This window comes from Bacteroides sp. 3_1_13 (assembly GCF_001185845.1).
GTDB classification, from domain to species: domain Bacteria; phylum Bacteroidota; class Bacteroidia; order Bacteroidales; family Bacteroidaceae; genus Bacteroides; species Bacteroides xylanisolvens.
Map to the genome: position 1 here is coordinate 74,689 of NZ_KQ236958.1, position 18,373 is coordinate 93,061.

The 18,373-nt window shown below is 42.5% G+C and carries 16 protein-coding genes; 9 read left to right on the plus strand and 7 right to left on the minus strand.

Annotation, left to right across the window (positions count from 1 at the left end; translation table 11 throughout):
* Positions 1–193 precede the first annotated feature (193 nt).
* On the plus strand, positions 194–814 hold the full coding sequence (locus HMPREF9009_RS23670; protein ID WP_049703564.1) for a hypothetical protein: 621 nt from the start codon (positions 194–196) through the stop codon (positions 812–814).
* Positions 815–887: 73 nt separating this feature from the next.
* On the opposite strand, the gene rlmJ is transcribed toward HMPREF9009_RS23670, so the two are convergent.
* The 5 genes from rlmJ to HMPREF9009_RS23695 all read right to left on the minus strand — a co-directional run bounded on the left by rlmJ (position 888) and on the right by HMPREF9009_RS23695 (position 5,772).
* Positions 888–1,733, minus strand: coding sequence for a 23S rRNA (adenine(2030)-N(6))-methyltransferase RlmJ (rlmJ, locus tag HMPREF9009_RS23675; protein ID WP_049703565.1), 846 nt, complete (start codon positions 1,731–1,733; stop codon positions 888–890).
* 54 nt (positions 1,734–1,787) lie between these two features.
* Entirely contained in the window at positions 1,788–2,264 is a 477-nt protein-coding gene (locus tag HMPREF9009_RS23680; protein ID WP_004299152.1) for a DinB family protein, read from the minus strand.
* Between the two features lie 103 nt (positions 2,265–2,367).
* Positions 2,368–4,500, minus strand: a complete 2,133-nt coding sequence (locus tag HMPREF9009_RS23685) for a cation:proton antiporter (RefSeq protein ID WP_049703566.1) — start codon at positions 4,498–4,500, stop codon at positions 2,368–2,370.
* Between the two features lie 259 nt (positions 4,501–4,759).
* Positions 4,760–5,125: an MmcQ/YjbR family DNA-binding protein gene (locus tag HMPREF9009_RS23690; RefSeq protein WP_004306433.1), complete on the minus strand. Its 366-nt coding sequence runs from the start codon at positions 5,123–5,125 to the stop codon at positions 4,760–4,762.
* A gap of 74 nt (positions 5,126–5,199) precedes the next feature.
* Entirely contained in the window at positions 5,200–5,772 is a 573-nt protein-coding gene (locus tag HMPREF9009_RS23695; protein WP_004323541.1) for a Crp/Fnr family transcriptional regulator, read from the minus strand.
* 693 nt (positions 5,773–6,465) lie between these two features.
* Between HMPREF9009_RS23695 and ltrA the strand changes: the two genes are divergently transcribed.
* From ltrA to HMPREF9009_RS23715, 4 genes are all read left to right on the plus strand, one after another.
* Positions 6,466–8,013 carry a group II intron reverse transcriptase/maturase gene (gene ltrA, locus HMPREF9009_RS23700; RefSeq protein WP_083444251.1) on the plus strand — a complete coding sequence of 516 codons (1,548 nt, stop codon included), beginning with the start codon at positions 6,466–6,468 and terminating at the stop codon, positions 8,011–8,013.
* A 120-nt stretch (positions 8,014–8,133) separates the two neighbouring features.
* Positions 8,134–8,454 carry a DMT family transporter gene (locus tag HMPREF9009_RS23705; RefSeq protein WP_049703567.1) on the plus strand — a complete coding sequence of 107 codons (321 nt, stop codon included), beginning with the start codon at positions 8,134–8,136 and terminating at the stop codon, positions 8,452–8,454.
* A gap of 299 nt (positions 8,455–8,753) precedes the next feature.
* Positions 8,754–10,466: a GAF domain-containing protein gene (locus HMPREF9009_RS23710; protein WP_049703568.1), complete on the plus strand. Its 1,713-nt coding sequence runs from the start codon at positions 8,754–8,756 to the stop codon at positions 10,464–10,466.
* Between the two features lie 168 nt (positions 10,467–10,634).
* Complete coding sequence (locus HMPREF9009_RS23715; RefSeq protein WP_049703569.1) at positions 10,635–11,714, plus strand: linear amide C-N hydrolase; 1,080 nt, start codon at positions 10,635–10,637, stop codon at positions 11,712–11,714.
* Between the two features lie 213 nt (positions 11,715–11,927).
* Here the strand turns inward: HMPREF9009_RS23715 and HMPREF9009_RS23720 are convergent, their stop codons facing one another.
* The gene (locus HMPREF9009_RS23720) at positions 11,928–12,578 is read right to left on the minus strand and encodes an HU family DNA-binding protein (protein WP_004309082.1); all 651 of its coding nucleotides are present in this window, start codon (positions 12,576–12,578) and stop codon (positions 11,928–11,930) included.
* 347 nt (positions 12,579–12,925) lie between these two features.
* Here HMPREF9009_RS23720 and HMPREF9009_RS23725 point away from each other — a divergent pair, with 347 nt between their 5' ends.
* The gene (locus tag HMPREF9009_RS23725) at positions 12,926–15,019 is read left to right on the plus strand and encodes a BT4734/BF3469 family protein (RefSeq protein ID WP_049703570.1); all 2,094 of its coding nucleotides are present in this window, start codon (positions 12,926–12,928) and stop codon (positions 15,017–15,019) included.
* A 215-nt stretch (positions 15,020–15,234) separates the two neighbouring features.
* On the opposite strand, the gene HMPREF9009_RS23730 is transcribed toward HMPREF9009_RS23725, so the two are convergent.
* A complete protein-coding gene (locus tag HMPREF9009_RS23730) occupies positions 15,235–15,984 on the minus strand; it encodes a DeoR/GlpR family DNA-binding transcription regulator (RefSeq protein ID WP_049703571.1) in 750 nt (249 codons plus the stop codon).
* Positions 15,985–16,222: 238 nt separating this feature from the next.
* Here HMPREF9009_RS23730 and HMPREF9009_RS23735 point away from each other — a divergent pair, with 238 nt between their 5' ends.
* From HMPREF9009_RS23735 to HMPREF9009_RS23745, 3 genes are all read left to right on the plus strand, one after another.
* Positions 16,223–16,813 (plus strand): sugar O-acetyltransferase, encoded by a 591-nt coding sequence (locus tag HMPREF9009_RS23735; protein ID WP_049703572.1) that lies wholly within the window; start codon positions 16,223–16,225, stop codon positions 16,811–16,813.
* A gap of 180 nt (positions 16,814–16,993) precedes the next feature.
* On the plus strand, positions 16,994–17,524 hold the full coding sequence (locus HMPREF9009_RS23740) for a methylated-DNA--[protein]-cysteine S-methyltransferase (protein WP_049703573.1): 531 nt from the start codon (positions 16,994–16,996) through the stop codon (positions 17,522–17,524).
* Positions 17,521–18,363: a methylated-DNA--[protein]-cysteine S-methyltransferase gene (locus tag HMPREF9009_RS23745; protein ID WP_049703574.1), complete on the plus strand. Its 843-nt coding sequence runs from the start codon at positions 17,521–17,523 to the stop codon at positions 18,361–18,363. The genes HMPREF9009_RS23740 and HMPREF9009_RS23745 overlap by 4 nt, the downstream gene beginning before the upstream one ends.
* Positions 18,364–18,373 lie beyond the last annotated feature (10 nt).

Below are 18,373 nucleotides of genomic sequence, written 5' to 3' on the forward strand. Positions count from 1 at the left end.
TCTGTATTTACTTTTGATTATCCATATCACAAAGGTAGGCTGATTTTCTAATAGATCGTTGTCCAATATAGGCATTTTGTGTGTAGCTGGTGAACAATCTGCCCGGAAATTAATTTATTTTGTAAAAGCGAAATATTGGCAGTATAACCTTTATCTTTGCATTAATTTAAAAACAAAGCCCCAATTAAAGAAAATGAAAACAATATTATTAGCAGTAGGTACGCTCTGCCTCATGGCAGGTTGCTCGTCAAAAGTGGCAAGTTCAAAAGGAATCGTTAGTGATGCAACCATGAATATGGTAACGATTGTTACTGATAAGAATGATACCCTTTCGTTCAGTACGATGGATGCAAATAAAGATGAAGTCAACGGTTTGCTTCTGAATGATACGCTGGAAGTGTTCTATACCGGAAAATATACACCGGGAATGCCGGCTTCTAAATTAGTTCAGTATCCGCAATCTCCGATTGTGGGAGGTGATCGGGATGAACATGGCTGTATCGGTTCTGCCGGATATGTATGGTGTGAAGTGCAAAAAGACTGTATCCGCTTGTTTGATAAAGGAATCCGCACGGAATCGGTGGACGATAGCAATGCTTCTGCCTTTATTGTGTTTAGTCCTGACTCTACGCAACTGGAACTTTTCTTTTCCAATAATCAGCCCAATGAAATATTGGACAGACGTGGCCTGCCTTCAGGAAGTTATGCATGGAACGTGGAAGATGACGATACGAAAAATGTACGGCTAATAGATGGCTTGTGGACAATCAGCCAAAGAAATAAGTTAATTTATAGCCAAAAGGCCGGAAACTGATTTTAAAAGCTCCGGCTTTCTGACGCTCTGTTTGTAGAGTAATGTTCTAGGTAATTAAATTAATAAGTGGATATCAAAGATGCTGAATATATAAACTTCCATCATAATCTTTGTATTTAGCATCTTTGTATATATCAACCAGTTTGTTACTGTAATCAAGAATGATATCTTTGGAAGTTTGTGATACATTTGTAGCCAGAATACCGCTTCCCAGAATGCCGGGATTACACAATATACTATCTTTTTTTATTGAATTCATGGTAAGCTCTACACCTATGTAATCCTTGATACCTGCCTTTTCTAGACTGGATACAATATAGTTGTCCAAAGATTCTTTATCATCTTCGGTCATGAATCCATACCATAATAAACACTTCATTCCTAATTGAGTAGCCTGTATCAGGATATCGAGATAGGTTACTCCTGAATCTCCTTTCTTGTCTATTTCGTAAGGATCGATATGGATGAAAGAGGATGCGGGAAGTGAAGGCAACAGTTCTATTGTGCCTTTCAGGGAGTCGGTATGATGTATTTCTACGGATGTACTTAATTCGATTTGTTTGGCATAAATGTCTACATTCTCCAGCGCACTCTTTTCTAAATCGAAGAATACGAACCTTTTTGCTTGCTTTCCTAATACATTCATTGCCAGGGCAGGAGAACCCAGATAATTTCCTTTTGCCATTTCTGTACTTTCCAGTTGGTAATAAATGGAATCTTTTAGAGATTTGTCATCATCTGCTTTCTCCAGGAAATGATAGATACCATATTGCTGCTCCGGGGTTTGTGTCATGGAGTAGATGGCACATGCGGAATTGGTTTCTACATATACTTGTGGGGCTTCATTTCTAAGAACTTCACAGAGTATCAGATGTTTCAGTACATCGGGTTGTTTTGCGAAATGAGTGTAAGTTGCCATGTGGGTACATCTTAATATTTATAGAACATAAAAGAACTGCAACCGCTATCCTTTTTAGGCATTCATTAATTCATGGATTTCATGAATATGCAGGTGTAAATGACTTAGATAACCTTCTATCATGTCTTGTAGCGTAACCTTTGTTCCTTCAAAATCACACCAGTAGCTATCCAGTTTTGTCTGGTCTACAGATTTTATAACCTGAATGATATGCAGGTTAAAAAACTTCCATAGTTGAATCAGGTTATTCCAATCTTCATTTTGGTAATCTTGTAATGCTATCCACAGATCATTATCCTGACGGTAATCGGGAAAGAAAAGCAAATCTTTACTGTATTGCAATCTGACCATGCGTTGGTGATTGTTTGATGCCGAATCAATCAAATGTCCGAGAATCTGTTTGATGGTACGATTTTGTTTATTACGTTTCAACGTGATCGTATCATTTTGTAGCCCGGTTAGTATTTTCTCTTCAGTTTCTATCACATGATAGATTCCTTCTGTTATTTTGGAAAAATCGACGTTTGACATACCATTCTTTTCCTTTAGGTGTTTATAGCAAAATTGCTAATGGTACAAATATAGATAAATGTGTCGATATTTATAAATTAAACGGAACTTTTCAATTCTAATTTTATCCCTCTTTCTTAAACCACCTGTAAAACCATTTACCGACCTTTTCGTAATGTCGGGTTTCGGTATCAGTATATAGCTTAGAGAAGAAAGACGTATCCAATGGCTCTCCCGACTGATTGGGATACAGCACGATAAAGCTATTGTTGGAGAAATATTTCACGAGCTGTCTCGGTAACTTCTCAAAAGAACTGTCATACGAAAGAGTTCCTGGTCGTGCACTGATAATAACCAATAAATGATCGTAACTTACCTGTCCTGTCAATACCAGCAGGTCATTCCAGTCTTCTAAGAGAGAGAAATCGGTAAGCGTCTGTTTATGCCTTTTCTTTATCCACGCTTGTAGGCGGATGGTAGTCTTTTCATTGGCAAAGAAGTGTACGCGGCATCCAAGAGTGCTCCCCATGCGACAAAAGTGCTCCATCCAATGAGGAAAACCGGATTCATATTCGGCTTTAGGAGGGACGGCAACGACAATCCGTTTGATTGTATGGACCGGTATCAGAAATTTAGAGATAATTATTTCACAGTTTAATCCGTTCAATAAGTGTTCGGCAAGTATTCCAAAGTATGAATCTGTGATGTTTTTCTTGCGGTGCAGGCCGGTGATAATACTCGTAATCTCATTCTCCTTGACTGAATGGATAATACCGGAAGCTATATTCAAATCATACCGGGTGACCTTTTTGAGTGGTACATTTGCTTCCGTTGCTATCATTTCGGCTTTTTCCAGATAATGTTTGCTTCGAATTCGTAGATTATCAGAGTTATTATCGTCGTTGATGACATTTAATGCCAGGAGATTATCTTTCAATTTGGGGTCACGTATGACTAGAGAAAGATTCACCATGTCCTCGATAGTGTCCGGGTTGGCTATAGATATTAAAATCTTCTCTGTTTCTTTCGACGATTCATTTTCAGGTTGTGAATCATCCATCGCCATTTTTCTGGCTGCCCGTTCGGTAATCAGTGAACTCACTACGCAAGTAACCAGGATAAGCAAGACTGTTCCGTTTAGTACATCATCATTCAATAACCGTTCGCCGGTGGGCAGAATAATGTTGTATCCAACTAACACAGCCGCCAATGTGGCTGCCGCCTGTGCATTACTCAAACCATACATCAGATTTCGTTCAAGAACAGACATCTTATATATCTTTTGAGTGAGCCAGCAAGCAATCCATTTGCCTGTCAGCGCCATGGTTATCATCACGGCGGCAACTTTTAAGGCATCCCCCTCTCCGAAAATAACACGTAAGTTGATTAACATTCCCACTCCGATAAGGAAATAAGGAATAAAAAGTGCATTACCAACGAACTCTAAATGATCCATCAATGGAGAGACGTGGGGGATGAGCCGGTTAAGTACCAATCCTGCGAGGAAAGCTCCCAAGATACCTTCCATACCAACAAGCTCCATCAACCCTGCTCCTAGAAAGACCATCGCAAGTACGAAAATAAATTGCATCACGTTGTCATTGTACCGGTGAAAGAACCAACGACCGATGCGCGGAAAGAAATAAATGATCAGTGCCCCTAGAAAGATTACTTTTACCACCAGCCAAATCCAAAACAATCCTCCGGTTTCTCCTTTGAACAGTCCGCCTATAACAGCCAGTACCAGCAGCGTGAGTGTATCTGTTACGGCCGTTCCTCCTACGGCAATACTTACGCTACGATGGCGTGATATGCCGAAGCGGGTGACGATGGGGTAGGCCACGAGCGTATGGGAGGCATACATGCTGGCTAATAATATAGAGGTGATTACACCATATTTCAGATAAGATACATTGGCCACGAATCCAATCCCGATGGGAACGATAAAAGCCAGTAAACCGAGCACTAATGCTTTGTTTCGCGTCTCTTTGAAATCTCCCATATTCATTTCCAGACCAGCCAGGAACATGATGTAATAGAGTCCGACTTTCCCGAATAACTGAAAGCTGCTGTCTCGTGCCAGGATATTAAATCCATGTTCGCCAATAGCCAGTCCTGCCAGGATCATACCGATAATATGAGGGATGCGCAGTTTATTCAATAATATCGGAGCAAACAATATAATTAGGAGTACAAGGAGAAATATCCATGTAGGGTCGGTGATAGGGAATGTTAAATCAAGGCCAATCCAATCCATAATTTGACGAGTTCGTGATATTTGTTCCGCAAAATAACCTAAAAAAATGCTTCTAAAAAAGCATTAGTTAATAAAATTAGTCATTTATTTTTTCTCCAGATTCATGATTGCCGGAATGAAGAATGCAAGTGTTCCTGGGACATACGTTTTTAAATATACGATGATTTTATCCGTGTGTGCGTTTTGGGGTGTATAGTGATTTTATCCGGCTCTACTTTTAGCAATAATAGTAGTGCCGGATATGTCTATTTTTCGAATCCTAAATCATGTTCTTGTATTCCTCTTGTTTTTTCTTGGGTAACTTCTTTATAACTTCTTCTACCGAGTGGCTAATCAACTCCTTTATGAGTTTATCGGGAACATCTCCTTCCAAGTAAACGGTTATCCAATGTTTCTTATCCGAAAAAGGTCCCCAAAAAATGTCTTCGTATTGTTCTATGAGCTCTTCTGATTTATCAGGATTACATTTCATATCCGCCCAGAATCTTCCGTTTTTAGGACGTAATGTAGCAAAAGTGAACATTTTATCCATAACCTTGAAAACCAAAGTATGTTCATCAAACGGCATACATTCTGTTGCTCCTTTGACTGACAGGCAATATTCTCTATAATCTTCGATATTCATGACTTCTCTCTTTTGATTCATTCAAAACACAAATATATCACTTTCTGTTCGCTTTTGAAAAATATGTTTCTATCTCAAAGTACCCGTTTCAATTTCGCCCTTATCCGGCTTAAACTTACCGGAGTTATTCCCAGATAAGAAGCAAGACATTCCAATGGTGTTCTCTGTAATAGCTCCGGATTATTTTGTATCAGCTTCATATACCGTTCGGACGCGGTGGTGAATAAGAGAGAAATAAGTCTTTCCTCTGTTTGCAGGAACTCTGATTCGGCAAACTTGCGCCCCCAGTTGGCAATATGGATATCTTCCTTGAATAATTCGTGTAAGTCTTTGCGCTTTAATAGATACAACACCGAGTTTTCCATCAGTTCCATTGACTCATACCCCTGTTGATTATTTACATAGCTTTTCAATGAGACAATGGTTGACCCTTCTTTCCCAATCCAGAACGTTACCTCTTTTCCGTCTACGGGAATATAAGCTCTGGCAATCCCTTTCTCGATGAAAAAGATATTCGTTTCAGTCTTGCCAGCCTCCAATATATGATAACCTTTGGGATATGTGACTTTTGACAGATGTTTGACCACCTTATCCGCTGAAGCCTCCGGCATCCGATATATCCTGTTTATAATCTCGTGTATATCCATATCGCATTGAATCATTATTCTGCAAAAATACAAAAAGTTATATTAGGAAAAGAAGAATTGATGATACTCTTACACCGGCGTTTCTTATCAAATGTAAAGTGAAAGCTCCGGGCATCTTGTTAATTTTGCAATCTAATGTGCGACAAGAGGTCTCACAAGTAATTGTTCAGCATCATGTCTGAACCTATTGTTCCGTCAATAGTAGCCTAAAGAGGCGTGCGTGACTGGTAACGGTCGGGTGCGGAGCCCTCTTGAGAACGACGTTCCAACCTAAACATCATAGGCGAAGAATGGCAAGGCTGACCGATAGGAGTAACGCAGGTGAATCGCTGCACCATCGTTACAAAGAATTGGCTTACGGATGTTTAGGAGCCATGCCAAAAGGCAAGCAGTCAGGATAGTACGTTGTTATGTCGTACTACACGGATGTTGCACTGCCGGTGGATGGGCGGACTCTAAGTCGGTCGTCAGTTACTTGTGCGAAACTTGGTAAGCCCGTATTTCTCCCATCAGCCAATAGCAAATGGGTAAGCCAATCGTAAGAGCGGCCGAACGGGATGCGGGTAAAGGATTGTGGAGAAAGCGAATATCATGATGTAATGTTGTGGATAAGGGTTTCAACGTCACCCTACGCGAAAGCGGGCAGACTTCCACAGGGTAATTCTTTGTGAAACGAATTGTAGAACTTCAAGTATGGAGAAACAGCAAAGGAGCGAGGCGCAAGCCAAGTGTGCATCTTCAGCCGAACGCAAAACAGTGTGGAAAGGAATAGATTTCGCACGATGCGAGCGTAGGGTAAGGAAGCTACAAGTCCGAATAGCAAAGGCTCAGAAAGAAGGAAGATACAACAAGGTGACAGCCTTGCAACATCTTCTTGTCACCTCCTTTGAAGCCAAGGGATTGGCGGTAAGGAAAGTGACGTCCAATAAAGGAAAACGTACGGCAGGAGCGGACCATGTACTATGGGACACCGATGCCAAGAAAATAAACGCAGTGAGTTCTTTGAAACGGAGAGGGTACAAAGCCCTTCCACTGAAAAGGGTTAACATACCAAAGAAGAACGGAAAGATGAGACCGCTCGGGATTCCGACCATGAAGGACAGAGCCATGCAAGCTCTTTATCTGATGGCTCTAGAACCCATTGCGGAGACAACCGCTGATGCCAACTCTTATGGATTTAGAAAGTTCAGAAGTGCGGCAGATGCTATGGATGCCCTGCACAGATGGTTAAGCAAAGATTGCTCTCCCCAATGGATATTGGAGGGAGACATTAAAGGATGCTTCGACCACATCAGTCACCAATGGCTTCTCGATAACGTACGAATCGACAAGCACATCTTAGAGAAATGGCTGAAAAGTGGTGTCGTATTCAATAAGTTGCTACAACCCACCGTGGAGGGTACTCCGCAGGGTGGCATCATCTCACCGACACTTGCCAACATGACACTCGACGGCATGGAAAGAATGTTGAAAGAGAAGTATAAGGTGAGCTACATCGATGGAAAACTTTATCATCCGAAAGTGAATTGCGTGCGTTATGCTGATGATTTCATCATCACGGCAGACAAACGAGAAATACTGGAAGAGACAAAATGTATGTTGATTGAGTTTCTTGGGAAACGTGGTCTCACGCTATCCGAAGAAAAGACACTGATAACACACATCAGCGAGGGTTTTGACTTTTTAGGGTTCAATGTTCGGAAGTACAACGGCACATTGTTAATCAAACCATCCCCTAAGAGTCAGAAACGGTTCACAGAGAAACTGCACGAAGTCGTGTTCAAAAAGAACAAGGCTGTAGCACAGCAGAAGCTGATAGAAGACCTCAACCCTGTATTGAGGGGATGGGGAAACTACTACAGTAGTGTGGTATCGAAAACTACGTTTAGCAAGATAGACCATATATTAACCAACCAGTTAAAGCGGTGGTCCTATCGAAGGCATACGAACAAGTCGAGAGAATGGATAAAGAACAAATACTTTATCAAGGTCGGCAATCGGGACTGGATTTTCGGCTTCAAGTACAAAGATTGTGAAAAAGGTGCTATCTTTACACTTATGAAGCTGGCTGACATACCGATTAGACGACATGTAAAGGTGAAATGTGAAGCCAATCCATACGACCCGACTTGGGATGCCTACTTCTTGAAGCGGATGCAGAAACGCAACCGCTCACGTACGTCCCGAAAGGGAACTTTATCGGAAACAGTTGCCTGTAAAGGCGCGGATGAGCCGATTTAATTTTATGAGAATTAAATTTTGAATTATCGGAGCTGTATGCGGGGAAACTCGCACGTACAGTTCTTAATGGGGAATGCGGCGGTAACGCCGCAAACCTACATAACATTAAAATAGAAGGATATGAATTGGATTATATTGATTATTGCCGGACTGTTTGAGGTTGGTTTTACCTTTTGCCTAGGCAAGATTAAAGGAGCGACAGGCACCGATTTTTATTTGTGGGGAGCGGGATTTGTAATCTCTGTAACCTTAAGCATGTTCCTGCTGGCAAAGGCTGCGCAAACATTGCCTATCGGCACTGCATATCCTGTTTGGACGGGGATAGGAGCGGTGGGAACCGTATTGAACGGTATCCTGTTCTTTCATGAACCGGCAACTTTGGGTCGTTTGTTTTTTATGACGACTCTGATTATTTCAATCGTAGGGTTGAAACTGATATAATCAGACGAATAGGATTTAGTTTTAATAGATAGAAAAGTGTAATAAGGACTTTTTCAGTGTAAGTCATATATTGTTGAAAAGATTCCATCCGGTATAATATTGGGGAAGTTTGGAACTGACGAGGTCGATTATGTAATATCTGCTTTCGTAATTCTGCGATTATTAGGCATTTATAAGAAGTCGTTTTGATGGGAAAAAGTTTGGTTTCTAAAATAAATGTATATATTTGCAGAATGTGGGACGCATCTCGTCCGGATTCGAAACTAAACTAAAATTCTATTTACTGTTATCTGTTAAACATGAAATCCACTGATTCTGAACCTCAAGAGGGCGGTATGGAACTGGAACAGTACCGTACCAGCCTCGAACAGATGGTTGAAGAGAAATCTAAAGACTTGATCGCTATTCAGGAAAATCTCGAAGCAACCAACCGGCGGCAGGCATTATTTATCAAGGTACTGCAAATTCTGCAATTGGAACCGGATATACCTACTGCTATGAATATGGCACTGGCCGAAATTGGCCGTTATACTGGTGTCAACCGTTTGGCGACATGGGAAAACCACCTCGACGGAGTTACGTATGGCTGCACCAACGAATGGTGCAACGACGGTATAGAACCCGCTATCGATTACCTGCGGAGTATGACCATTGAAGCGGGAAAACCCTGGTTCGACATGCTGGAAGAAAACCATATCATTTGCACGTCCGATATTTATTCGCTCGATCCCTTTATTACTCAAATGCTCGAAGTGCAAGGCGTAAAAGCCATCGCAGTTTTTCCCCTGTCACAATTGGGAGTACATTTCGGCTTTCTTTCGTTCAACTTTTGTTGGAACAAACAATGGGATGAAAAAGATGTGGAACTGATGAGCCAGATATCGCAAATCGTATCTACTGCTACCAAACGCTGGCAAGTTGAAACATCGTTGCAACAGTCACAGCGAACCATGCAAAAGGTATTGGATAATATCAATGCCAATATTTTTGTGAGTGATTACGATACGTTGAAAGTGATTTTTGCCAATAAGCCTTTCAGGGAAGAAGCAGGAGAAGTTCCGGAAAATGCGGAATGTTGGAGAATGTTGAATGCAGGTCTGGAAAATGGGTGTAAACACTGCCCGAAGCCGAAGTTGCTCGATGCCAACCGTAAGTTTACAGGCGTTCATTTTTGGGAAGACTACAATCCGGTCACCGAACGTTGGTATACCATCCAGAGCATGGCAATAAAATGGCTCGACGGACGTTGGGCAATCATGGAACTGGCTACCGATATCACCACCCGCAAACAGGTGGAACTGGAACTGATTCAGGCCAAAGAAAAAGCGGAAGAATCGGATAGGCTCAAATCAGCATTCCTTGCCAATATGAGCCACGAGATACGTACTCCTTTGAATGCCATCGTCGGTTTTTCCAGTCTGCTTGCCGAAACCGATGAGGCGGAGCTGCGTCATGTATATATGTCTTTAGTGCAGGAGAACAATGAGCTGTTGCTCAACCTTATTTCCGACATTCTGGACATCTCCAAAATCGAAGCCGGTATGATAGATCTTGTTATGGGACGGGTGGATGTACCACAACTTTGCCGGGAAGTGATTGCTACCTTCTCACACAAAAAACGTGACACTGCGGTCGAACTGCGGTTTGATGAAAATTCACCGCAGATTGTGATTGATGCTGATAAAAACCGAATCATGCAAGTACTCTCTAATTTTCTGACTAATGCCTTGAAGTTTACGACTAAAGGCTCAATCACACTTTCCTATTCATTGGAAGATGAGAGTCAGGTGCGTTTTTGTGTAACGGATACGGGCAAAGGGATTCCCGATGAACAAAAACATGAAATATTTAATCGTTTTGTAAAATTAGACTCATTTGTACAAGGTGCCGGATTGGGATTATCCATCTGTCAAAGCCTGGTCAATAGGATGGGCGGAAAGATTGGAGTCGAATCCCGTGAGGGGGAAGGGTCGTGCTTCTGGTTCACTCATCCGTATGTTCCCGGTGCTTAACCAAAAAAAAGAGATTGCATATTGAAGCAAACTACGTATATTGTTCCGCAAAGTACGGGACGAACAAAAAACAATAGTTTTCTTGAGAGAGGTGTCTGCAAACTAAAATAACCCATATTTTGTTGTCTTTATACAGTATTGAGTTTTTAGCGAATAAATATATAAATAATGATGAAGATGACAAAGAACTTATTGCTAGGGATTGCTGCCGTATGTGGCAGCACTTTTCAGGCTGTAGCTTGTACGGGAATCTCGCTGACATCCCGTGACGGCAGTTATGTGCAAGCCCGTACGATTGAATGGGCGCGCGGTGTGTTGCAAAGCGAGTATGTGATTATTCCACGTGGTCAACAGCTCACGTCATTCACTCCTACAGGTGTCAATGGACTAACGTTTACGGCAAAATATGGAGTGGTTGGTCTGGCTGTTGTACAAAAAGAATTTATTGCCGAAGGAATCAATGAGGCCGGACTTTCGGCCGGACTATTTTTCTTTCCCCATTATGGGGGATATAAAACGTATGATGCTGCACAGAACCAGCGGACACTGGCAGACCTTCAAGTGACGGAGTGGCTGTTGTCGCAGTTTTCCACTATCGACGAGGTGAAGGCAGCCCTTTCTTCTGTACGTGTTGTAGGATTGGAAAAGACAGCGGTAGTACATTGGCGTATCGGTGAACCGTCGGGACGTCAGGTTGTATTGGAAATTGTAGGTGGTGTGCCGCATTTTTATGAGAATGAAGTAGGAGTATTGACGAATGCCCCCGGTTTTGAATGGCAACTTACAAATTTGAACAATTACGTCAATCTTCATCCGGGTGATGCTTCCGTGCAAAAAATGAGCGGTATTACGTTGCAGCCGACTGGTGGCAACTCCGGTTTTCTCGGCATTCCGGGTGATGCCACGCCTCCTTCGCGGTTTGTGCGTGCGGCCTTTTACCGGGGGACAGCTCCGCAACGTGCCACAGGCTTTGATACCGTGCAGCAATGTTTCCACTTGCTTAATAATTTTGATATTCCTATTGGTATAGAACATTCACAGGGTGATATTCCGGATATTCCCAGTGCTACGCAATGGACCTCAGCTATCGACCTCACGAACCGGAAGGTTTATTATAAAACAGCTTATAACAATTCGATACGTTGCATTGACTTAAAAGCTATTGATTTCTCAAAGGTAAAATATCAATCACAACCGTTGGATAAGATACAGGAGCAGCCGGTTGAAATGGTTAAGATTCCCCGGTAAAATATGGAACGGTATGGAGGTGCTCTTGTATAATAGTTGCTCGCATTAAGAATGCTCTCAAATAAATGTTGGTGACGTTTTACCCTCACACCCTCACCCTTTATGTTCAATCCATTTATTCATCGGGGTTACAGGTGTGAGGGTAAAGGTGAGAGTAGGTGAGGGTAACTTTTAACTCTCACTCTGTCTCGTCCTGATTTGAGTTGACCAATCTTATTCCGTTTTCACACTAACTTCTTTATTCTTACCATAATATCCACTTCCCGGCACATAAATCGGCTGCATGGCTCCACCCATATTTTTCAATTTACCCTCGTCGCGCAGACGTCGGATATGTCGCATGGCTGTACTTCTTGCCATTCCGCAAAGATATTGGAAGTCATGTCTTCGCATAAATGGATGAGTACGGAAGTACTGAGTCAGTTGCAGGTCAATTTCTTCGTTTGTCAGTTGGGTGAAATCCAGTCCTCCTTTGAGGCTTTTCACTTTAAGCACACCGAACTCGTTTTTCAATGTCTGGTCGGCACGAAACTGAATGGCCTTTAGCTTCACTTTGGTCACTTTCCGTTTTGTGTCTACCGTTACAGGTTCCGTGGTCGTCAGGCAGGGATGGAAATAACCGATGCCGTCCAGATGAACTTGGCGTCCTTCCGCCAATTCCTGTCCCATGATGTGCGAAAGCGCATCAAGTACGGCTGTGACATCTGTTTCTGTCAGTGAACAACGTTCTTGAATACGTCGGCGCAGTACGTCGGTCCCTGTGGAACCGTTGTATTTGATGCGCGGATGCAGGGTGTTTCCGTTTTCTCCCTGCTGTTTGTTTGAAGGCTTCGGGTCTTCATACCAATCGAATAATATTGCCATAGCTCTATATTTGTTTTAAATGAACTGTTCTTGTTATGTATTCTCTTAGATAGTAATACATTAATGCTTAATGTTTCTTTTGTTAAGCTCTAATGCTTTGCAAGGGCTCACCCATGTGAACAAGGCTGTTTACGTCTGTAGACGTTTTTATTTACAATTGATAGCCTGTTTGTTCACACGGGTGAGCCCTTGACAACTACTAAGCAAAGATACATAAATAATAAGGCAAATGCAAATAATATGCAGGTATTTATCGGATAAAATGCTTGTTTACCGGAAGATAAAAGCGTATCTTTACAGGAATTAAATAGGTAGATGTAATTGTAGAAAAAATAGACAAAAATAGGATGAAAATTACTTTAATCAGACAAGACAACGGGAGCGGAAAAGAGACTCTTAGCGTTTGTGAGGCAGGCACATTATTCGACAAAATGAAAACGGAAACAAAGGCGGGGCATATCACGGCTTTGCGGGGAATCATACCATTGCTGGAAGGTACGTATGCCCGATACGAACATATTGATAAATTGCCATACATCTATTCTGCTGTGGAATATACCCGTACCAAAGAGGGCGAACGGAAGATGAAGCGGTATAACGGATTGGTACAGTTGGAAGTGAGTAGGCTGGCGAGCGGCTCGGAAGTGGAATTTGTGAAGCGACAAGCGGCGCTTTTGCCACAGACTTTTGCTACTTTTGGTGGTTCGAGCGGGCGTAGTGTGAAGATATGGGTGCGCTTCGCTTTGCCGGATGACGGAGGATTGCCGACCAAGGAAGCGGAGGCGGAATTATTTCATGTTCATGCTTATTGGCTGGCTGTGAAATGTTATCAGCCGATGTTGCCTTTCGATATTGACTTGAAAGAACCGGTTTTGGCACAGAGATGCCGTATGACGCTGGACGAATCTCCTTATTATAATCCGGATGCGGTGCCGTTCTGCTTGGAACAACCGCTTATGATGCCGGGAGAAGAGACTTTCCGTCAGCGGAAACTGGGAGAGAAAAATCCGTTATTACGGTTGCAGCCGGGATATGAGTCGGCGCAAACATTCACGAAGATTTATGAAGCGGCCTTGAACAGGGCACTTCAGGAAATGGAGGATTGGAAACGTGGGGACGACTTGCAGCCTTTATTGGTTCGCCTTGCCGAGCATTGTTTCAAAGCGGGGCTTCCCGAAGAGGAAGCGATACGACAGACGATGATTCATTATTATCGCGAGGAAGAAGAGCAGGTGATCCGTTCGATACTGCATAATCTTTATCAGGAGTGTAAGGGATTCGGCAAGAAAAGCAGTATCAATAAAGAGCAGGAGACGGCTTTTCTGTTGGAAGAGTTTATGAAACGTCGGTATGAATTCCGTTACAATACGGTGCAGGACGATTTGGAATATCGGCAACGCGATTCTGTTCACTTTTGCTTTAAGCCGGTGGATAAACGGGTGCGCAACAGTATTGCGATCAATGCTTTGAAGGAAGGCATCAGTGCGTGGGACCGTGATGTGGATCGTTTTCTGAATTCGGAATGTGTTCCTTTGTATAATCCTGTGGAGGAATATCTTTATGAGACAGGTCGCTGGGACGGGAAGGATCGTATCCGTGCATTGGCTGGTCTGGTGCCTTGTGATAATCCGCATTGGCAGGAATTATTTTACCGCTGGTTTCTTAGTATGGTGGCGCATTGGAGGGGAGTCGATCGGCAGCATGGTAATAATACTTCGCCTTTGCTGGTTGGTTCGCAGGGGTATCGTAAGTCTACATTCTGTCGCATTATTCTGCCGCCGGAGTTGCGTTTCGGCTATACGGACAGTATTGATTTTAAAAGTAAACAGGAGGCGGAACGCTATTTGGGACGTTTTTTTCTGATCAATATTGATGAGTTCGATCAGATTAATGTCAGTCAGCAGGGGTTCTTGAAGCATTTGTTGCAGAAGCCTGTGGCGAATCTGCGCAAACCATACGGTAATACGATTCGGGAAATGAGGCGTTATGCTTCTTTTATCGGTACCAGCAATCAGAAAGATTTGCTTACCGATCCTAGCGGTAGCCGCCGTTTTATTTGCATTGAGGTGACGGCTCCTATCAATACGAATGTTACGATTAATTACAAGCAGCTTTATGCTCAAGCGATGGAGGCTATTTATAAAGGTGAACGTTATTGGCTGAATGATGAGGACGAAAACATATTAAAACAGACTAACCGTGAGTTTGAACAGGCGAGTCCGCTGGAACAGTTGTTTCATTGCTATCTTAATCCCGTAGAAGAGGACATGGAAGGCGAATGGCTGACTGCTATGCAGATTTTGAGTTATTTACAGACGAAAACACGGGATAAACTGGCTATTAATAAGGTAGGACAGTTTGGGCGTGCACTTCAAAAACTGAATATTCCTTGTCGTAAGTCTCGTAAAGGGACGCTTTATCATTTGATGAAAGTAGAGTAATTGATAAAGGTGGTGTGAAAGGGGGCTTTGTCAACCCAATCAGGACGAGACAGGGTGAGGGTAAAAAGTTACCCTCACCTACCCTCACTCTTACCCTCATCACTGAAAGGACGATGAATAGGGGAATGCAGGGAAAGTGTGAGGGTGTGAGAGTAAATCATGTATAAAAAATAATTGGAGATTGAATTGAGGGATAGGTTTTCCCACTTTCTGCTTTATATCACTTTGTACGAGTATGAAGGCCAATGCTGTTTGATATAATCCACCTTGCTATTTTCTGTAACAATATAATCAATTTCAGCTAAAGAGGCGACGTGATAGTTTCTTGCCGTGTCCAGTTTGGCGGCAGTGGCTAGGACCACTCGTTTGGCTCCTTGTTTTAGCATACTGCGTTTGATGATTGCTTCTTCACGGTCTGAAGTGGTCAGTCCTTTTTGTGGATGAATATCGCTTACCCCTATAATCACCCAATCCGGAAAGATGGATTGTATCATCTGGAAGACAGATATGCCGACGGTGACTTGTGAAGATGGAAAGACTTTCCCGCCTAAAAGAATTAAATCTACTTTAGGGTAATTGGACAGTTCGTTTGCGATCGGCAGGCAATTGGTGTATATCGTAAAGTTTTTGTCTTTGGGAATCTGCCGGGCTACCTCAAGATTGGAGGTTCCTCCATCTATTAATATCACGTCGCCCTCTTTAAATAACGGAACCAGCTTGGCAGCCATTTCCTGTTTTATCAGCGTAGCTGTATTGAGTCTTTCGGCAAACTTGATGGATATACCTGATTTAGCGATAGCTCCTCCGTGTACTTTCGTCAATAATCCCAGGTTTTCTAATTCTACGAGATCTCTTCTTAAGGTGTCGTCCGAAACTCCCAGTTCCTCACTTAGGTCGGTGACGTATATCCGGTTGTCTTTATTGATCCGGTCGATAATGTATTGGTGTCTTTCTTCTTTCAGCATAATTCCGCATGGATAGAGTTGTATATTTGCGCAAATATACCTATATTCAAGCAGAAAAACCAGTATTTTATGATGATTTCAACTTGTGAGGTGCGGTTTTATGCGTATTTGGGTTAGTTATAAGTTTATGGTATCAAATGGATGTAGAATACCGCATTGGGTATGGACATCATATTTACTGGTTTTCTTTGAGAATAAAAGTTAAAAGGATGATTGCTAACTTCAAAAATTTAGTAAGATGAAAACAGAGTATCAGAAATGTATGGCCGGTGAGCCTTTCGACGGAAAAGACAAAGAATTGGCGGAGATGACACTGAAGACTAAACGTTTGCTTAGAGAGTTAAATGCTACGGACTTTGCCGATGTAGCCAGGAAAGAGGAAATTTTGCGGGAGATGTTCGGGCATTTGGGACAGCATGTTCATGTGGATATTGACTTCCGTTGTGAATATGGAAAAAATATATTTATAGGCGATAAAGTCATTATCAATATGAATTGCACCTTTGTCGATAACAATCGGATAGAAATAGGAAATAATGTGCTGATTGCCTCTAATGTTCAGATATATACAGCGACACATTCGACTAAAGTACACGAAAGAACTGCGCAGAATTGGGAAGAAGGAAAAGCGATTTGTAACACTTTTGCTCTTCCTGTGAGAATTGAAGACAATGTATGGATTGGCGGTGGTGCAATCCTGCTGGCAGGAGTTACGATTGGTGAAAATAGTGTGATTGGCGCTGGTAGTGTTGTCACTCGGTCTATTCCTAAGAATTGTGTGGCGGTCGGCAGTCCTTGCCGGGTGATAAAGTATATTGAGAACGATTGATTGTATGGAGGAGTGGGAGGGGAGATTGTCTTTTCTATGTAAAAATAGCAATTTTCGGGTCGTTTATCAGTGATACGTGTAGTAATTTTGCGGCATTGGAAATAAGAGTGCGAGTGTAAAAACGAAAATATTATTAGCTGTTATTTCAACTGTAAATATAATAAACGTATCTTTGGAAGTATGGAAGATAAAACGAATGTGATTAAGATACAGCGTTATCATTCTCCTTGTGGTGATTTGATGCTTGGCTCGTTTGAGGATAAGCTTTGTCTTTGTGACTGGGCGGCTGAAAGTCATAGGGATATCGTAGACAGGAGATTGCGGAAAGTGCTGAAAGCTGGTTATGAGGAAAGTACATCAGATGTGATACAGGAGGCGATGAGCCAGTTAGATGAATATTTCAATGGCGAGCGGACTGTGTTTGAGGTGCCTTTGCTTTTTGTTGGTACGGAGTTTCAGAAGAGTGTATGGTATAAGTTGTTGGAGATTCCATACGGTTCGACTGTATCATACGGTGAGCTGGCAAAACAACTCGATTTGCCGAAAGCTGTCCGTGCTGTTGCTGCCGCTAACGGGGCGAACGCTATTTCTATTTTTGCTCCGTGCCATCGTGTCATCGGCAGTAACCGCACGCTTGTTGGGTATGGTGGCGGACTTCCTGCTAAAAAGCGGTTGCTGGATTTGGAATTAAATGGCAAACCTCTGTTATGAATGAGCAAAAAACGCTTGACTATGCACGCATTGCGCAGGCAATCGGGTATATAAGGGAGAATTTTAAAAGGCAACCGGGATTGGATGAGATTGCCGGGGAAGTGGCGTTGAGTACGGCGCATTTCCAACGTATGTTTACGGAGTGGGCGGGAGTTAGCCCTAAGAAGTTCTTGCAATATACTAGTATTGAATATGCCAAGAGAATCTTGAATGAAACTCATGCGTCTTTATTCGATGCGGCACAGGAAACAGGGCTTTCCGGTACGGGCAGATTGTATGACTTGTTTGTAAATATAGAAGGGATGACGCCGGGCGAATATAAAAACGGAGGTGAAAGTCTTTCTATCAATTATAGTTTTGCCAAAAGTCCTTTCGGTGAAATCTTCATTGCGTCTACCGATAAAGGTATTTGTTGTATGGAGTTTGCAGACGATCATGACGCGGCTTTTAATTCTTTACGGAAGAAGTTTCCTAATGCAAAGTTTACCTCGATTGTGGATGAAGTGCAGCAAAATGCTTTATTCATCTTCACGCAGGACTGGAGTAAACTCAAAGAAATAAAATTGCATCTGAAAGGTACTGACTTTCAACTAAAGGTATGGGAAACCCTACTCAAAATTCCTGTCGGTGGCTTGACTACTTACGGAGATATAGCCGCAGGAATCAATAATCCGAGAGCTTGCCGGGCTGTTGGAACGGCTGTCGGTGAGAATCCCGTAGCTTTCCTTATTCCGTGTCATCGGGTCATTCGTGCTTCCGGTGAGTTGGGAAATTACCATTGGGGAGAGATTCGCAAGACTGCAATGATTGGTTGGGAGGCTGCAAAAGTGGATGTTTGAATAAATAAAA